The organism is Pseudomonas sp. LFS044 (genome assembly GCF_047978245.1).
GTDB lineage: Bacteria > Pseudomonadota > Gammaproteobacteria > Pseudomonadales > Pseudomonadaceae > Aquipseudomonas.
In genome coordinates, this window is the sequence record NZ_JBFPFX010000051.1 from 1 (window position 1) to 15628 (window position 15628).

Annotated in this window: 12 protein-coding genes and 3 pseudogenes; 11 read left to right on the top strand and 4 right to left on the bottom strand. The window is 59.7% G+C overall.

The window, feature by feature from the left end; all coding sequences use genetic code 11:
- Window positions 1-178: 178 nt before the first annotated feature.
- Together ACNQPL_RS26150 and ACNQPL_RS26155 are read left to right on the top strand one after the other, a co-directional pair.
- Window positions 179-364, top strand: a pseudogene (locus ACNQPL_RS26150) (IS30 family transposase); the annotation flags it as partial.
- Window positions 365-483: 119 nt separating this feature from the next.
- Window positions 484-806 (top strand): annotated as a pseudogene (locus ACNQPL_RS26155) (methyl-accepting chemotaxis protein); the annotation flags it as partial.
- A gap of 173 nt (window positions 807-979) precedes the next feature.
- Here ACNQPL_RS26155 and ACNQPL_RS26160 read toward each other — a convergent pair.
- A complete protein-coding gene (locus tag ACNQPL_RS26160) occupies window positions 980-1849 on the bottom strand; it encodes a LysR family transcriptional regulator (protein ID WP_416468336.1) in 870 nt (289 codons plus the stop codon).
- A 121-nt stretch (window positions 1850-1970) separates the two neighbouring features.
- Between ACNQPL_RS26160 and ACNQPL_RS26165 the strand changes: the two genes are divergently transcribed.
- The gene (locus ACNQPL_RS26165) at window positions 1971-2867 is read left to right on the top strand and encodes an NAD(P)-dependent oxidoreductase (protein WP_416468337.1); all 897 of its coding nucleotides are present in this window, start codon (window positions 1971-1973) and stop codon (window positions 2865-2867) included.
- Between the two features lie 27 nt (window positions 2868-2894).
- Window positions 2895-3683 carry a 2-keto-4-pentenoate hydratase gene (locus ACNQPL_RS26170; RefSeq protein ID WP_416468338.1) on the top strand — a complete coding sequence of 263 codons (789 nt, stop codon included), beginning with the start codon at window positions 2895-2897 and terminating at the stop codon, window positions 3681-3683.
- A gap of 39 nt (window positions 3684-3722) precedes the next feature.
- Here the strand turns inward: ACNQPL_RS26170 and ACNQPL_RS26175 are convergent, their stop codons facing one another.
- The 3 genes and pseudogenes from ACNQPL_RS26175 to ACNQPL_RS26185 all read right to left on the bottom strand — a co-directional run bounded on the left by ACNQPL_RS26175 (window position 3723) and on the right by ACNQPL_RS26185 (window position 5972).
- Window positions 3723-3878 (bottom strand): AbrB family transcriptional regulator, encoded by a 156-nt coding sequence (locus ACNQPL_RS26175; protein WP_416468339.1) that lies wholly within the window; start codon window positions 3876-3878, stop codon window positions 3723-3725.
- 76 nt (window positions 3879-3954) lie between these two features.
- Window positions 3955-4782 (bottom strand): annotated as a pseudogene (locus tag ACNQPL_RS26180) (AbrB family transcriptional regulator); the annotation flags it as partial.
- Window positions 4783-4901: 119 nt separating this feature from the next.
- Window positions 4902-5972 carry an isocitrate/isopropylmalate dehydrogenase family protein gene (locus ACNQPL_RS26185; RefSeq protein ID WP_416468340.1) on the bottom strand — a complete coding sequence of 357 codons (1071 nt, stop codon included), beginning with the start codon at window positions 5970-5972 and terminating at the stop codon, window positions 4902-4904.
- Between the two features lie 309 nt (window positions 5973-6281).
- Here ACNQPL_RS26185 and ACNQPL_RS26190 point away from each other — a divergent pair, with 309 nt between their 5' ends.
- The 7 genes from ACNQPL_RS26190 to ACNQPL_RS26220 all read left to right on the top strand — a co-directional run.
- The gene (locus ACNQPL_RS26190; protein WP_416468341.1) at window positions 6282-7169 is read left to right on the top strand and encodes a LysR family transcriptional regulator; all 888 of its coding nucleotides are present in this window, start codon (window positions 6282-6284) and stop codon (window positions 7167-7169) included.
- Between the two features lie 150 nt (window positions 7170-7319).
- The gene (gene acnA / locus ACNQPL_RS26195; protein WP_416468342.1) at window positions 7320-9998 is read left to right on the top strand and encodes an aconitate hydratase AcnA; all 2679 of its coding nucleotides are present in this window, start codon (window positions 7320-7322) and stop codon (window positions 9996-9998) included.
- A gap of 259 nt (window positions 9999-10257) precedes the next feature.
- On the top strand, window positions 10258-11310 hold the full coding sequence (locus ACNQPL_RS26200) for a lactonase family protein (RefSeq protein ID WP_416468347.1): 1053 nt from the start codon (window positions 10258-10260) through the stop codon (window positions 11308-11310).
- A gap of 60 nt (window positions 11311-11370) precedes the next feature.
- Entirely contained in the window at window positions 11371-12687 is a 1317-nt protein-coding gene (locus ACNQPL_RS26205) for an MFS transporter (RefSeq protein WP_416468343.1), read from the top strand.
- 161 nt (window positions 12688-12848) lie between these two features.
- Window positions 12849-14102, top strand: a complete 1254-nt coding sequence (locus ACNQPL_RS26210; protein WP_416468344.1) for an OprD family porin — start codon at window positions 12849-12851, stop codon at window positions 14100-14102.
- A gap of 24 nt (window positions 14103-14126) precedes the next feature.
- Window positions 14127-14852 carry a transporter substrate-binding domain-containing protein gene (locus ACNQPL_RS26215; protein WP_416468345.1) on the top strand — a complete coding sequence of 242 codons (726 nt, stop codon included), beginning with the start codon at window positions 14127-14129 and terminating at the stop codon, window positions 14850-14852.
- An 86-nt stretch (window positions 14853-14938) separates the two neighbouring features.
- A partial coding sequence (locus tag ACNQPL_RS26220) for a thiamine pyrophosphate-binding protein (protein ID WP_416468346.1) occupies window positions 14939-15628 on the top strand: 690 nt, incomplete at its 3' end.

Below are 15628 nucleotides of genomic sequence, written 5' to 3' on the forward strand. Positions count from 1 at the left end.
CGAACAGCGAGAGCTCCAGGAGCTGCGGGCCAAAGTTAAGCGCCTGGAGACCGAGGCCGAAATATTAAAAAAGGCTACGGCTCTCTTGATGTCGGATCCCGATCGTTTTTCATGATCGAGGAACTGAGAGAGTCAGGCCTGTATCCGACCAGCCTGCTTTGCAGTGCGTTGAGCGTTTCTAACCTGGGATCGTGGAAAGGAGCTATCAGATCACGCTCGGTTTACTATCGAATCCGGAGTAAAGGTCCTCTTCGCTGACCCTCATAGCCCATGGCAGCGCGGTACGAACGAGAATACAAATGGTCTTCTGCGCCAATACTTCCCCAAAGGTACCGACCTGTCTCGCTGGAGTGCTCAAGAGATCCAAGAACGATCTTGAAGTCACGAGGTTATCGTCAGCAAATTCTGTAAAGGTAGCGCGAGATTAAGAGCAGGATATGACTGGTTCTATGCGAGAAGCTGACGTTCCAGACTAGAATCGGTCAGCGGTTCGACAGCCGCATGACCGAGATCGGCAACATCACCGGCCTGATCAGCGGTATCACTAACCAGACTAACCTGCTGGCGTTCAATGCCGCGGGGCGAGCATGGCTGTGGCTTCGCCGTGGTGGTGGACGAGGTCCGCAGCCTGGCCCGCGCGCACCTCCCGCGCCGCCGATGACATTCGCCAGATGGGCGAGCGCCTGCAGGGCGACACCCAGCAGGCGGTGAGCTTCACACAGGAGGGCGTGCAAGATGTCGACAACAGACTGCGCCTGGCGGAGGATGCCCCGTCCGGGAACGTGCATTTGTACCAGGCGGTGGAGAGAACTTTAATCGCCCCTATTTTCGTTCCAGCGGGAACCACCGAAAGCCGCCTGATGGGCTGCCCGCTGCGGAGACCGGCCAGAAGAGCAGCATCAGCGCATGCTGACCCCAGTCTCTGCGTAGTAGTGAATGCAAGCCCGGCAATGGGTGAATCTCCCCCACAGCCGTGCCTTCAGTTCGCTTCACGTACATAGTCAGTGAAGCGCCTGGCTGCCAGTGACAGGTATTCACCCTGACGCCAGCACAGCCGAAAGCTCATCTGCTGGGACGGCTTGAATGGCACTCCCACGACACCTGGGGTGGACTGCTGCACCGAACGCAGTAACGTGGCCACGCCAACTCGCTGCCTTACCGCTTCTACCACCAACGAGACGAAGTTGCTCTGCATCGCCATCCGATAGCGAACACCTCCGTCGGCGACGAACTGGTCCAATAGATGGCGCTGCAGGAAGGATCGGTCGAACAGCACCATTTCCACGTCTGCCAGATCCTCTGGTTCAAGGTGAGGGCGCGTTGCGAGAGGATGGTCTGTGTGCATGCACAATACCATTTCATCCTGGCCCAACATGACCGATTCCCAGGCGGGAGTAACGCGCCGTGATTCCAGAAGTGCCAAGTCGATTTCGCGACGCTCGAGTTGCTTACTGATATCGTCAGCGCTGCCCTCGACCACGGTCATTGTGATGCCAGGATACCGCTGACGGAAAGCGCTCAGGAGTGTCGGCAGGTAATTGAGACCGAACATCGGTGGCACCCCTAATCGTACCTCGCCGCTGTGCAGGTCCACCAAATCGCGAAGCTCTTGGCGAGCAGTGTCCAGTTCATGAAGAGCGCACTCCACTCGTGCCAAGAAGCGGGCTCCTTCAGAAGTCGGGTGAACCTGTCGGCCCGCGCGATTGAAAAGCATCACACCCAATTCTTCTTCCAGGCGCGTAACTGCCATGCTCAGTGCGGGTTGCGCGATATGCAGGCTTTGCGCTGCCTTGGTGAAGCTACCTTGACGGCTGATTTCAACGCAGCAGCGCAGCGCTTTGAGGTTCATGGTCTTGGATCGCTCTAACGTTTCATAACAGTTTGTGATGCTAGCCATCATAACAATATATTTTTATTGATAGCTCCCCTTGCTTAGCATGTGCCGCGAATAAACAGAGCAGGTAATCCAGATGAGCATCGCTTTTATTGGCCTGGGGCAGATGGGGTTGCCTATGGCAACACATCTGCTCAGGGCGCACCCCGGGCTACGGGTAAGCTCTGCCAGTGGCCGCGCCTACCCTCAGCTGGAACGCTTGGGTGCATGCCCCACCGATGACCGAAGGGTGCTCGCGGCTTGCGACACGGTGTTTCTTTGCCTGCCCGATGAGCAGACGGTCGAAGAGCTATTGTTTTCAGAGCAGGGTTTGGCCCAGTGGATGCGTCCAGGCAGTACGGTGGTAGACACCAGTACGATCGGCTACACCCAGGCTGTCGAGGCAGGGCGCCGGCTGGCTGCGCTGGGCCTGCGTTTCATGGATGCGCCAGTCTCCGGCATGGCGCAGCGTGCGGCTGACGCGACGCTGACAGCGATGTGCGGCGGGGAGCCGGAGGTATTCGCACGGATGCTGCCCTACCTGCAGACCATGGCATCGACCATCCTGCACATGGGGCCGGTGGGCAATGGTCAGTTGGCCAAGCTGATCAACCAGCTGCTCTACAACATCAACACCGCGGCACTCGCCGAAATCATGCCCATGGCCTGCAGGCTGGGCCTGGATGCGCAGCAGATCACTCAGGTGGTCAACAGCGGTACTGGGCGAAGTCATGCCTCGGAGTATTTTTTGCCGCAGATATTGGCCAATAACTTCAGCAGTGGCTATGCGCTGCAGAGTGCATACAAGGACATGCGTCATGGTGCTCAGATAAGTGCCGAAATGGGCTTGCCACTTCCTGTGCTGGGCGCGGCTACCACCACGTATCAGACCGCACTGTTGCGTGGGCATGGCAGCGAGGACAAGGGTGCCATGATCAAGGTATTCGAAGCGTTGTTGGACGTGCAGTTTCGTCACGCGCCTGCCGACCACTGACCTATTAACGTTCACTCAGAGATTGTGATGACCAATTCGACTTTTACCCCGGTCGCCACGGCAGCGTTGCTGCTTGACACTTGGCGCACTGGCGAGCTCCTGCAGTCGTTGCCCGAGCCACTCAAACCAGCCAGCCTGACCCAGGGTTATGACGTCCAGGACCAGCTGTTCAGTGCTGCTGGTGGCCGGCGTTGCGGTTGGAAACTGGGTGTGGGCAGCCCCGCGGCCATGCGCGCAGGAAATCTGTCGCGACCATTGGTGGGCCAACTGGAAGCGGCCCGCTGCCATGCCAGCGGTGCAGAGATTCGCCTGCCCGCGCAGACGCCGGTCACCATCGAGTGCGAAGTCGCATTCGTGCTAGACCGCGATGTGCAACCAGAGCCCGGCCGCCTACCCTGTGCTGAGGATATTCGTGCTACCTGCGTCACATTCGAAGTTGTGCGCTCTCGATTCGTCGACCGTAAAAGTGTGGGTTGGCCCAGTTTTGCAGCCGATAACGTAGGCTTCGAGGCGCTCGTGGTCGGCGAGAACGTTTGTAGTGGAGCCGATCTGACTTTGCTCACCCAGCTGGCTGCCAGTGCGTTGGTGTACGTGGATGGCGCGCCGCGGGCGCAAGCATTGTCCGGTGACGCTGCAACCGACCCGCTGAGCTCCTTGGCGGCCTTGTATGCCCATGCCGCAGAGCGCGGTGAGATTCTGCGTGCAGGCGATCTGGTCTCGACCGGTGCCATGTGCGCGCCATTCGACCTGCCTGGGGCAGGCTTCAGCGTCTCGGTGCAGTACTTCGGCAAGGAGTTGAAGTTCACGTTGGTTTAAGCGGGCGAGGCTGGGGCAGCGCCCTTTCACGGGCGCTTGCTAGGATGCGTCGCGCTCCCTGGCGGTGTTGTCTTGCCGGGCCAACCACGCTTTAAGCACCGGCTCGGCGCAGATCATGACCACGATCAGGCGCATGATCTGCATGGCGGTCACCATGCCAGCACCCAATTGCAAGGCTTCGGCAGTGAGGTACATTTCTGTGCTGCTGCCGGGGCATCATCCCAAGTGCCATTGTCAGTACCGGAAAACCCGATACCACGCCTAGTCCCCACGCGAAGAGCAGGGTGCCGATGATCATGCTTAAGGTGAAGGCGACGACCTTCAGCAGATACTTGGGCGACCTGCGAAAGAACCCGCGATCAAAAAAGCTTCCCAGCGCGCAGCCAATCATCAGTTGGCCAAATCGACTCAGCTCCACAGGCAAGGTGGTTCGCAGATCGAAGGCTGCCGTCAAGGCGGCGCATAAGGTCATGGGGCCGAACATCCCCGAATTTGGCAGGCCCAGGCGCTTCCATAGCATCGCCATGAGCACGCCGCCGGCCAGCATCGGGCCGAGCCATTGCCAATGCGCCGGGAGGCGAGGGTGCACCACCGCTTCGGGTGCCAAGTGCATCAAGAAGAACATCGCCGGCGGCACGCTGAGTATGATCAGTACCAGCCGAATGCTGTGGGCCGCTGCAATCTGGCTGACGTCAGCCCGGTAGCGAGCGCCGAGCTGGATCATCTCGGCAAAGTTGGCAGGCATGAAGGCGAAATAGGCGGTGGTCAGGGCCATACCGTTTCGGCGCATGAACGCGATACCGGCCAAGGCAAGCAGGAAGGTCAGAACGGCAGCGGCAAACATCAATGCAAAGTGCGAGAGGATTTCGCCCACCACCGGTTGGGTGAAGTGCAGGCCAATAGAGGTGGCGATCATCCATTGGCCGGATTTACGCCCATTGGGGATTTCGGCGATCAGCCAGCCGCCGCAGCGCACCAGCATCACCGCCAGCAGCGAACCGATGATCCATGGCAGCGGCCAGTGAGCCGCGCTGGCGAGCAAAGCGCCGGCAGTGCCGACCAAGGGCGTTGCCCACCAGGTTTTCACGCGTCCAAGCATTTGCCCCTCACGTCGCAACACTCCAATCCTGTACCGCCTGGTGTCACTGGCGAGGCGGGTACGCAGCCCCAGCTTGACTCAAGTTGACTACGGTCAAGCGGGTGCGCTTATGGCGTCGATCAAGCTGCGATGACGGCGGCCACCGCTTTACCAAAGTCACTGCAGCCCATTGCCCCGCCGAGGTCGGCAGTGCGCTTGAGGGGGTTCTGCAGCACCGTGTCCACGGCTTGCTCCATGACATGGCCTGCATCCACCAACGCTGGGTTGCCGTGTTTTTCACCCATCCACTGCAGCAACATCGCCACCGAAAGGATCATCGACACCGGGTTGGCTTTGTCCTGGCCAGCTATGTCGGGCGCAGAGCCATGCTGGGCCTGGGCGCAGCAATGGCTGTCGCTGGCCATTATCGAGCCGGCCAGGCCCAGGCTGCCGGACAATTCGCTGGCCAGATCGCTGAGGATATCGCCATAGAAGTTAGTCGCCACGAGCACGTCGAAGCGCTCTGGGTTGCGCACAAGGTGAGCGGTCGAGGCGTCGACCAGCATGTCGTCCAGTTGTACCTCGGGGAATTCCCTGGCAACCCCGCGCACACACTCCAGGAACAGGCCGTCGGTCATGTGGAAACTGTTGGCCTTGTGAATGGCGGTGACCTTGCGGTTACGTTTCATGGCCAATTCGAAGGCGCGGCGCGCGATGCGTTCGCTGCAGTGGCGGGTAATCTTGCGCGTCGACAGGGCCATGTCCTCGGACGGCATGACTTCTCCCCAGCCGCGCGACATGTTGCGGTCCGGGTATAAGCCTTCGGTGGCTTCGCGCATGATGACCAGGTCCATACGCCTGCCCGGCTTCATATTCGATTCTATGAACGGCCGGGTTCGCGCCGGCCGTACGTTGGCATACAGGTCCAAGCCAATTCGGAAGCCCGCCGAGACGTTGCGTCCGCCCTTCCCGGGTGCTGGATAGTCTGCATGCGATTGCGTGCCGAGAATGATCCCGTCATAGGCCTTGGCTTTTTCCAGTACTTCGTCGCGCAGTGTGGTGCCGTGCTTTTCAAGGCTGGTGAAGCCGACATCGTCGTAGTCAAGGCTCAAGCCTAGCGTGAATCGGGTATTGGCCGCATGAATTGCCGATATGGCCGAATCGATGATCTCGGGGCCGATTCCGTCGCCGGGGAGAACCAATATACGCATCACACTCTCCTGAAGATCTGCCTGTCGATTTAGAAGGGGTATCAGGATGGTTGGCCGGGATAAACAACGAACTGCCGCACCCATCCTCCTCGCGAAAAAGGGCGTAGCTGGCATTGCATCTTATTGCATTAAAATCCAATTTACGCAACTCTGGCAGCTTTCGCGGTGCATCGCTGGTTCGCTTTCCCCAAAGGCATGAACCATGCTTAGCGTGCATGGGGGAGTGTCATCGCCGCGCGTGAAGCGTGCCAGGAATACTCACTGACCGCCTTTACGGCGTTCACACTGCTGTCTTGTCAGGATCTTTTCGTGCGCTACGACCTCACCAGCCTGGATCTTTTCATCACCGTTGCCCAAGAACGCAACCTCACGCGCGCGGGCCGAATCAAGCATGTGGCTGTCTCGGCGATCAGCAAACGCATCACCGAGCTCGAGGCGCAAGTTGGCTCGCCGCTACTGTTGCGTAACGCGCGCGGGGTGGAGCTGACACCGGCAGGGCAGTCGCTGCTGTTTTATGCTCGACAACTCAAGCAGACGATGGCACAGCTCGACAGTGAATTGAGCGGATATGCGAGCGGGGTCAAGGGGCATATCCGTATTCACGCGATCACCTCCGCGTTATCGCAGTTTCTACCTCAGGACGTCGCCGGCTTTGCCGATCTGTATCCACAGATCAAGTTCGATATCGAAGAGCGGGTTGGCTCGGCAGTGATTCGGGCCGTTGCTGACGGGCGTGCCGATCTCGGCATCATCGCCGCTCAAACGGCCTCCGAGGGCCTTGAAACATTCGCCTATCGGCATGACGAACTGACGCTGGTAGTGCCCAGTGGGCATCAACTGGCAGCACGAAAGTCGATCAGCTTCAAAGAAGTGCTGGAGCACGAGTTCGTTGGCCCCCACCTTGAAAGTTCGATGCACACGCTACTGACCAGCGAGGCGGCCAAATTGGGCATGACGCTGAAGCTGCGCATCCGCATCAGCAGCTTCGATTGCATGTGCCGGATGGTGTCTAACGGGCTGGGTATTGCTGTGCTGCCTCGTAGTGTCATCAATCAGTATCTGCGCAGCCACAAACTCAAGGCGGTGACACTCGCCGAACCGTGGGCGCAGCGCACGTTGTTGCTCGCATTCAAAAAATACGAAGCTGCCTCACCCACCCTCAAGACCTTCATCGATCACCTGAAGCTGTCAAACTAACGGGTCTCGAGCGTTCTCGTTTGGAGAACGCTGCTGTGGCGATTGACCAATTTTCATCCGCCACAACTGCTTTTAGTATCGGCGCATCAACAGTGCTGATGGCGCATTTCCAGCCCTGCGAACATTATAAAAAGCCGAGCGATGAGAAGCATGACCGAGACTGCCTGCGATCTGTTTAGCCCCCTGGTGATCAAGGATGATGCGTTCACCATCATCGACCTGAGCAAGATGCTCGATCACGACCAGCTGGCCAAGCTGCCGTACTCTATCCGTATCTTGCTGGAGAACGTTGCGCGTTGCTCCCCGCAAGCGCTGCCGTCAGTGCTGGCGCGTGCGATTGGCCAGGGCCCGGACTGCGAAGTGCCGTTCCAGCCCAACCGTTTGATGTTCCATGACACCACCTGCCTTCCGGCGCTGGCTGATTTCGCGGGTATGCGTGATGTAGTAGCAGAGCTTGGCGGTGATCCGCGGGCGATGAACCCACTGATTCCCGCGGTGCTGACCATCGATCACTCGGTTATCGTCGAGCGCTATGGCGAGGCTGACGCCGTCGAGCAGAACCTGGACATCGACTTCCGTCGCAACAGCGAGCGCTACCGCTTCATCAAGTGGGCGCAAAAGAGCCTGGACAATTTCGGCGTCATCCCGCCGGGTACTGGCATCATTCACCAGATGAACATGGAGGCGCTGGCCCAGGTCGTCTGGGAAAGTCGTGGTGAAAATGGCGAGCGCCTGCTGCATCCGGATGACATGGTCGCTACCGATAGCCACACACCGATGATCAATGCCATCGGCGTACTGGGCTGGGGTGTTGGCGGCCTGGAAGGGCAGGCTGCGATGGTCGGCGAACCGGTGCCCATCAGCTTCCCCAAGGTCATCGGTATCCGCGTCACCAACTCCCTGCGCCCCGGCATTACCGCAACCGACCTGTCGCTGCATGTCGCCGAGATTCTGCGTAAGCGTTCAGTCGTAGGCAAATTCGTCGAGTTCACCGGCCCCGGCTTGTCGACCTTGAGCTGGGCGGCCCGTGGCACGGTATCGAACATGGCCCCGGAATACGGCGCGACCGTGGTGTTTTTCCCGTTCGACAACGAAACCCTGGCGTATCTCGAGCTGAGTGGTCGTTCGGCCAAGCTGCGTGAGCAGGTCATTGCCTACATGAGTAAGCAACCGCTGTGGCGTCGCGACGAGTTGCAAGAGCCGCAGTTCGACGAGCTGATCGAACTCGACCTGGCCAGCATTGAGCCGAGCGTCGCTGGCCCGCATCAGCCGCATCAGCGTCAGTCGCTGTCGAATGCTGCAGCATCGTTTCGAGACGAGGTGCTGGGCGGCGGCAAGCTGATCAATGCACCGCAGGCGCAAAGCTTCAACGAGCCATCGTTCGGCCAGGCGATAACCCATGGTGCGGTGGTCATGTCGGCGATCACCAGTTGCACCAACACCGCTAACCCCGCGCAGATGATCCAGGCCGGGTTGCTGGCACGCAAGGCACGGGCATTGGGCCTGCAGCGCAAGCCGTGGGTCAAGACCTCGCTGTCGCCTGGCTCGCAAGTGGTCGCGGACTACTTGGCCGAAGCCAATCTGCTGGAAGATTTTTCGGCGCTTGGCTTCGATTTGGCAGGCTTCGGCTGCATGACCTGCATCGGTAACTCCGGCAAGCTCGAAGAGCATGTCGAAACCTTTGCCGACCAAGGCCTGAAAGGGGTCGTAGTGCTGTCGGGTAACCGCAACTTCGAAGGCCGGGTAAACCCCAAGGTACCGGCCGGTTACCTGGCGTCGCCAGCGTTGTGCGTGGCTTATGCCATTGCCGGCACCATCGACATCGACCTGACCTCGCAGCCGCTGGGCGAAGACAGCAACGGCAATTTGGTGTATTTGCACGACCTGATGCCGTCCGAGGCCGAGATTGCCGCGCAGGTCGCACAGGTGGTCAAGCCTGAGTTCTTCCAGCATCGTCTGGCGACCGTCTGGGACGGTACTCATCACTGGCAGGCACTGTCGGCAGAGGGCAGCGTTCAGTTCCCGTGGAGCCCGGAGTCGACCTATTTGCGTCGTCCGCAGTATCTTGCCGATATCCAGGCTGACCCCAAGGCGTCCCTGGCTATCAGCGGCGCGCGAGCACTGATGGTACTCGGCGACAACGTCACCACCGATCACATTTCGCCCGCAGGTGCCATCCCTGCCAGCAGCCTGGCAGGCAAGTGGCTGCTGGAACGAGGCGAGGACCCGCAGGACCTCAACCAGTACTCCACCCGTCGTAGCAACCATGAAGTGATGCTGCGCGGGGCGTTCACCAACAAGTCTGTGAAAAACCGTTTGCTCGGCGAGCAGCAGCCAGGCCTCGGCGCTTGGGCCTGGAATGCCGACCACAGTGAATGCCTGCCGCTGTACGAGGCGGCCAAGAGCTACGCCGCCCAGCAAACGCCGATGGTGGTGTTCGCCGGTATCAACTACGGCGCGGGCTCCAGCCGCGACTGGGCAGCCAAGGCGCAAGCCCTGCTCGGGGTCAAGGCAGTGGTCGCACAGAGCATCGAGCGTATCCACCGCAGCAACCTGATCGGCATGGGCGTACTGCCTCTGGTGTTCAAGGCTGGACAAAGCGTGGACGACCTGCAGTTGGATGGGTCAGAGCAGTTCGACTTCCTGGGCTTGGATGACCTGACCGTAGGCGAAAACGTGATTGCCCTGGACATTCATCGCGCAGACGGTCGCTGCGATCAGTTCGAGGTTATCGCTCGCGTCGATTCGCAGCAGGAAGTTCGCTACTTGACCAATGGCGGCGTGCTGCCATTCGTGATCCGCAAAGTGGTCGCTCGCAGCCGTCGCTGAGGTTGCGCCGGCCCCGTTCAGCGGGGCCGGCCCTGGTCAATAACAAAAAAGGACACGTTACATGAATGGCGAACAACCGATCGTTGTTGCGCTCGATGCCGCGAGCCCTGAACAAGCCGGCGTCGCCCGGCGTACCTTCTTAAAACAGCTAGGTTCGGTCACGAGCCTAGGCCTGCTCGGCTCGCTGCTGCCCAACGGCATTGCCTGTGCAGCGAGCGCTCTGTCTTCAACACATTCTGCTAGCGGGAGAACCAACCCTATGTTCGCGTATGTCGGATCGCGTACCACCCGGGAGCGTAATGCCCGGGGTGATGGCATCACGGTTTATCGCCTGGATCAGGAAGCGGGCACGCTGGAGCAGGTCCAGGTTGTTAGTGATCTGGTCAACCCTTCTTTCCTCGTGCTCAATCGCGCCGGTGATCGGCTGTACAGCGTCCATGGTGACCGGAGTGAGGTCAGTGCCTTCAGTGTCGACAAGGCCACGGGCATGCTTACCTTTCTCAATCGTCAGAGCTGTGAAGGCAAAAATCCGGTCCATCTGGCACTGGACCCTAGTGAGCGCTTCATGGTCGTCTCCAACCACATTACCGGCACCCTGGCGGTGCTTAATGTCGCCGAAGACGGCTCTCTAGGCAGTGTCAATCAACTGCTCAAACTGGAAGGCCCACTGGGTCCGCACCGCGTCGAGCAGCCCTTTGCCAAGCCGCACTTCAATCCGTTCGACGCTTCGGGCAACTTTGTCCTGGTACCGGATAAAGGGCTGGACCGGGTGTTCAGCTTCCGGTTCGACAACGGCAAGCTGCACCCGGCTGAGCAGCCATTCGTTGTCGCTCGCGAGGGTTCCGGTCCCCGGCACATCGCCATGCACCCCAAGGCAGCATTCGCCTACGTGGTCAATGAGCTCGACTCCAGCGTCACCAGCTACCGTTTCGACCCTCAAAACGGTGCGCTGCAAGCCTTCCAAGTATTGCCGTCCTTGCCAGCGAGCTACACCGGCAACAGCCGTGCCTCTGAAATCGAAATCGATCGCAATGGGCGTTTCCTGTACGCCTCCAATCGTGGCTACGACAGCATCGCGGTCTACGCCATCGACCAGGGCACTGGCCTGCTCAGCCCGGTCGAGTTCGTGCCAAGCGAAGGCAAGACGCCGCGTTTCTTCACCCTGACGCCTAATCAGCGTTACTTGTTTGCGCTCAATGAAGACAGCGACAGCATCGTTTCGTTTGCGGTCGACCCGCAGCGTGGCGGGCTGAGCAAAACGGACTTCTCGGTCAAGGCCGGCAGTCCGGTGTGCATGATCTTTTCTGCCTGATATCCGTTTCACCGATAACAATTAAGGGGTGGGCCACGGTTCACCCCAGATGAGGTCCCTATGAACAACAACAACACTGTCGACGAGCAGGCGATTGTCCGCAAAGTTACGTTGCGGATCATTCCGTTCATGTTCCTGCTGTACATCGTTTCCTACCTGGATCGAGCCAACATTGGCTATGCCGCGCTGGAGATGAACAAGGAGCTGGCGCTGACCAGCGAAGCCTTCGGTTTCATTTCAGGGATATTCTTCATCGGCTACTTCCTGTTCGAAGTGCCGAGCAACGTGATGCTCAACAAATTTGGCGCACGGGTCTGGATCGCCCGTATCCTGGTGACCTGGGGCGCGATTGCTGCTGCCACTGCCTTCGCCCAGACGGCCAATCAGTTGTATGTGCTGCGCTTTTTCCTCGGTGTGGCCGAGGCGGGCTTCTTCCCGGGCGTGATTGTCTACCTGACATTCTGGTTCCGCTCCAAAGAACTGGCCACGACCGTCGCGCTCTTCACTGCGGCAATCCCGGTCAGCTATATCATCGGCGCACCGATGTCGACCTGGATCATGGACAACATCAAGTGGTTCGACTGGAGCGGCTGGCGCTGGATGCTGTTCCTCGAAGGCATCCCTGCGGTGTTCCTCGGTATTGCTTGCTTCTTCTTCCTCACCGACAAGCCGGAACAAGCCAAATGGCTCACTCCGAAGGAGAAGGACTGGCTGCTGGCCGAGCTCGAGCGTGATCGCCAGAGTCGCAAGAATGTCCAGCGCCTGAGCGTATTCAAGACCATGGTCAACAAGAAGGTGCTCTATCTGGCGTTCATCTACTTCGTCTACCAGTGCGGCAGCCTCGGTGTCGGCTACTGGATGCCGCAGATCATCAAGGGTTTTGCCGACGACTTGACCCATACCCAGATTGGCCTGATCGCCACGCTGCCGTACATCGTCGCGACCCTCGCGATGATCATCTGGTCGCGCAGTTCGGATCGACGCAATGAGCGCAAGATGCACTCGGCGATTCCCCTGGCGATTGCTGCGTTGGGCCTGGTTGGCGCCGGCATGCTTGCCAGCCCAGTGGCATCGATGGCGATGATCTGTGTGGCGTTGTCTGGCTTGTACAGCTTCAAGTCGCCATTCTGGGCGCTGCCGACGCTGTTCCTTGATCGCGCTACTGCTGCCGTCTCGATCGCGGTGATCAACTCGATCGGCAACTTGGGCGGCTTCGTTGGTCCGTCGCTGATCGGTGTGGTCAAGGGCAATAGCCAGAGCGCCTCGACCGGCTTGCTGTTCCTCAGTGCGCTGTTGGTCATTGCCTTCTTGATGACGGCGCTGATGCGTGTCACCAACAAAGAGCCAGGTCAGCCAATGGCCGCTTCCGCCCATTGACCCGACGGGGGCCGCGCTGCGGCCCTTCGACCTGAGCCCTATCGGGTGGAGCCGCTTGGCTCCCTGCATAAGCGTTCAAAGCAAGCCCCACCACTGCTTGATTCAATCCCGGGCCCAATACCGGGATGGGTAGATTCACGCCAACGAAATGGAACCGTCAGATGCACAACAACAAAAATATCCTGCGTACTCTGCTGACACTTTCTCCCTGCATGGTTGCAGGTGCTGCCGGCGCAGAAGGCTTCGTCGAAGACAGCAAGCTAAATCTGCAAATGTCCAACTATTACTTCAACCGTGATTTCCGTGACGGTGCTGGCCAGTCCAAGCGTGAAGAGTGGGCCCAGGGTTTCCTGTTGGATTACCGTTCAGGTTATACCCCAGGGACTGTAGGCTTCGGTCTGGATGCACTGGGCATGCTCGGTATCAAGCTCGATTCGAGCCCAGACCGTTCGGGTTCCGGGCTGTTGCCGGCGAATGATGAAGGGCGCGCTGCGGACCAATTCAGTCGCCTGGGCCTGGCTGCCAAGGTCAAATTATCCGAGAGCGAACTGAAGTACGGCACATTGATTCCAAAGCTGCCCACGGTTCAGGCCAACACCGGCCGCATCCTGCCGCAGACCTTCGAAGGTGGTCTGCTGACCAGCAACGAAATCGATGGCTTGACCCTGACCGGGGCGCGTTTCAATCGCGTGACCGACCGCGATTCGACCAACGCCGAGAAAATCACCCTGAACAACAAGAACCGGCGTTTTGCCGGCACCGTTGAGGGCGATGACTACTGGGTGGGCGGAGCTGACTACGCGTTGAGCAAGGCGCTCACCGTGAGCTATCAGTACGCCAAGTTGCAGGATGTCTACCAGCAGAATTTCTTCGGCATCAACCACACCTGGAACGTCGGCCCCGGCAAGCTCAAGAGCGACCTGCGCTACATGCTCAGCGATGACGCTGGCGCGGCGAGGGGCGGGGCGATCGACAGTGGTGCGTTGAGCGGGCTGTTCACCTACAGCCTCGGCGGCCACGGGTTCGGCTTGGGTTTGCAAAAAATGAACGGCAATACCTCGATGCCGTACCTTAACGGCGCTGACCCCTATCTGAACAACTATGTTCAGATCAGTGACTTCGCCGAGCCGGGTGAGCGCTCCTGGCAGCTGCGTTATGACTACAACTTCGCGGCTATCGGCATTCCCGGGCTGACATTCATGACCCGCTACGTCAAGGGTGATCATGCTGATGCCGCTACCCGAGCCGATGAGGGGCGCGAGTGGGAGCGCAACACCGACGTCGTCTACACCTTCCAGTCCGGTGCGTTGAAGAACGTGGGTGTGCGGTGGCGGAACGCCGCCTATCGCTCGAACTTTGCGCGTGGGGCAGACGAAAACCGCTTGATCGTTTCCTACACATTGCCTATCTGGTGAGTCCACCTTCTCTAGGAGAGCCACATGACCGTCATCACCCCTGCAGTACTCGACGACCTCGCTCCAGGTGGCGTCCTGCACGCCGCAATCAACTTTGGCAACCCGGTACTCGCCCAGCGTGGCCCGGGCGGCGAGCCCCAGGGAGTGTCTGTGGCATTGGCGACTGCCTTGGCCGATGAGCTCGGCGTCACGCTTGAGATGCGCACCTTCGATGCGGCAGGCAAGGTGTTCGCCGCATTGGAGGAGGGCGCCTGGAGCCTTGCCTTCCTCGCCATCGAGCCGGTGCGCGAAGCACAGATCAACTTCAGCGAGCCCTACGTCATCATCGAGGGTACCTACCTCGTCGCGCAGGAGTCGCCCTACCATTCGGTTGCCGATCTTGATCAAGCCGGCTTGAAACTGGCCGTGGGCAAAGGTGCCGCCTATGACCTGTTCCTGACCCGCACATTGCAGCATGCCCAGCTTGAGCGGGCTGAGACGTCCGCTGGCGCGGTGGATTTGTTCTTCGAACAAGGACTCGATGCCGCCGCAGGCGTTCGCCAGCCGTTGCAGAAGATCGCTGATGCAGACCCGCGTTATCGCGTGCTGGAAGACACTTTCACCTCAATTCGCCAGGCGATGGCTGTTCCGCGGGGCCGGGAGGCCGGAGCTGCGTATGTAAGGGCGTTTGTCGAACGCAAGAAAGCCGAAGGGTTTGTGCAGGCCGCTCTGCAGCAGAGCGGCCAGGCCGATGTAACCGTTGCACCGTAATTTGCAGCGATAAATCAAGAGGCCGATGACGGCCTCTCGTGTTGAAAGTGAAGGGCAGAGATGCCTACCGTGCTTGGGGTAATGAAATGGCCAAGGCCGCCGATGTCGTTGTGCAATGCCTGGAAAACGAAGGTGTCGAGTATGTGTTCGGCATCCCTGGTGAGGAAAACCTCGACCTGCTGGAATCCCTGCGCAAGTCGAAGATCAAGCTGGTCCTGACCCGCCACGAACAATCTGCAGGCTTCATGGCCGCCACCTATGGCCGCCTGACCGGCAAGACCGGCGTCAGCCTGTCGACCCTGGGCCCTGGCGCGACCAACCTGGTGACAGCCAGTGCCTACGCCTATCTCGGCGGCATGCCGATGATGATGATTACCGGCCAGAAGCCGATCAAGAAGTCCAAGCAGGGCCGCTTCCAGATCATCGACGTGTGCGGCATGATGGCCCCCATCACCAAGTACACCCACCAGTTCGCTTCGGCCGACAACATCCCGTCGCGCATGCGCGAAGCGTTCCGCCTGGCTGAAGAAGAAAAACCGGGTGCCGTGCACCTGGAGCTGCCGGAAGACATCGCGGCCGAGCAGACCGATGCCATGCCGATCCCACGCAGCCTGCACCGTCGCCCGCTGGCCGAGCATGTGGCCATCGAAGCCGCGATCGAGAAACTGCGCACCGCGCGCAGCCCGATCCTGGTGATCGGCGCCGGCGCCAACCGCAAGATGACCGCCAAGGTCCTCAAGCAGCTGATCGACAAGACCGGCATCCCGTTCGTCACC

Excerpts from the sequence above, each read along its gene's own strand:
- ACNQPL_RS26160 (WP_416468336.1), bottom strand. The coding sequence starts at position 1,849 with ATGAACCTCAAAGCGCTGCGCTGCTGCGTTGAAATCAGCCGTCAAGGT.
- ACNQPL_RS26165 (WP_416468337.1), top strand. The coding sequence starts at position 1,971 with ATGAGCATCGCTTTTATTGGCCTGGGGCAGATGGGGTTGCCTATGGCA.
- ACNQPL_RS26170 (WP_416468338.1), top strand. The coding sequence starts at position 2,895 with ATGACCAATTCGACTTTTACCCCGGTCGCCACGGCAGCGTTGCTGCTT.
- ACNQPL_RS26175 (WP_416468339.1), bottom strand. The coding sequence starts at position 3,878 with ATGTACCTCACTGCCGAAGCCTTGCAATTGGGTGCTGGCATGGTGACC.
- ACNQPL_RS26185 (WP_416468340.1), bottom strand. The coding sequence starts at position 5,972 with ATGCGTATATTGGTTCTCCCCGGCGACGGAATCGGCCCCGAGATCATC.
- acnA (WP_416468342.1), top strand. The coding sequence starts at position 7,320 with ATGACCGAGACTGCCTGCGATCTGTTTAGCCCCCTGGTGATCAAGGAT.
- ACNQPL_RS26200 (WP_416468347.1), top strand. The coding sequence starts at position 10,258 with ATGTTCGCGTATGTCGGATCGCGTACCACCCGGGAGCGTAATGCCCGG.
- ACNQPL_RS26205 (WP_416468343.1), top strand. The coding sequence starts at position 11,371 with ATGAACAACAACAACACTGTCGACGAGCAGGCGATTGTCCGCAAAGTT.
- ACNQPL_RS26210 (WP_416468344.1), top strand. The coding sequence starts at position 12,849 with ATGCACAACAACAAAAATATCCTGCGTACTCTGCTGACACTTTCTCCC.
- ACNQPL_RS26215 (WP_416468345.1), top strand. The coding sequence starts at position 14,127 with ATGACCGTCATCACCCCTGCAGTACTCGACGACCTCGCTCCAGGTGGC.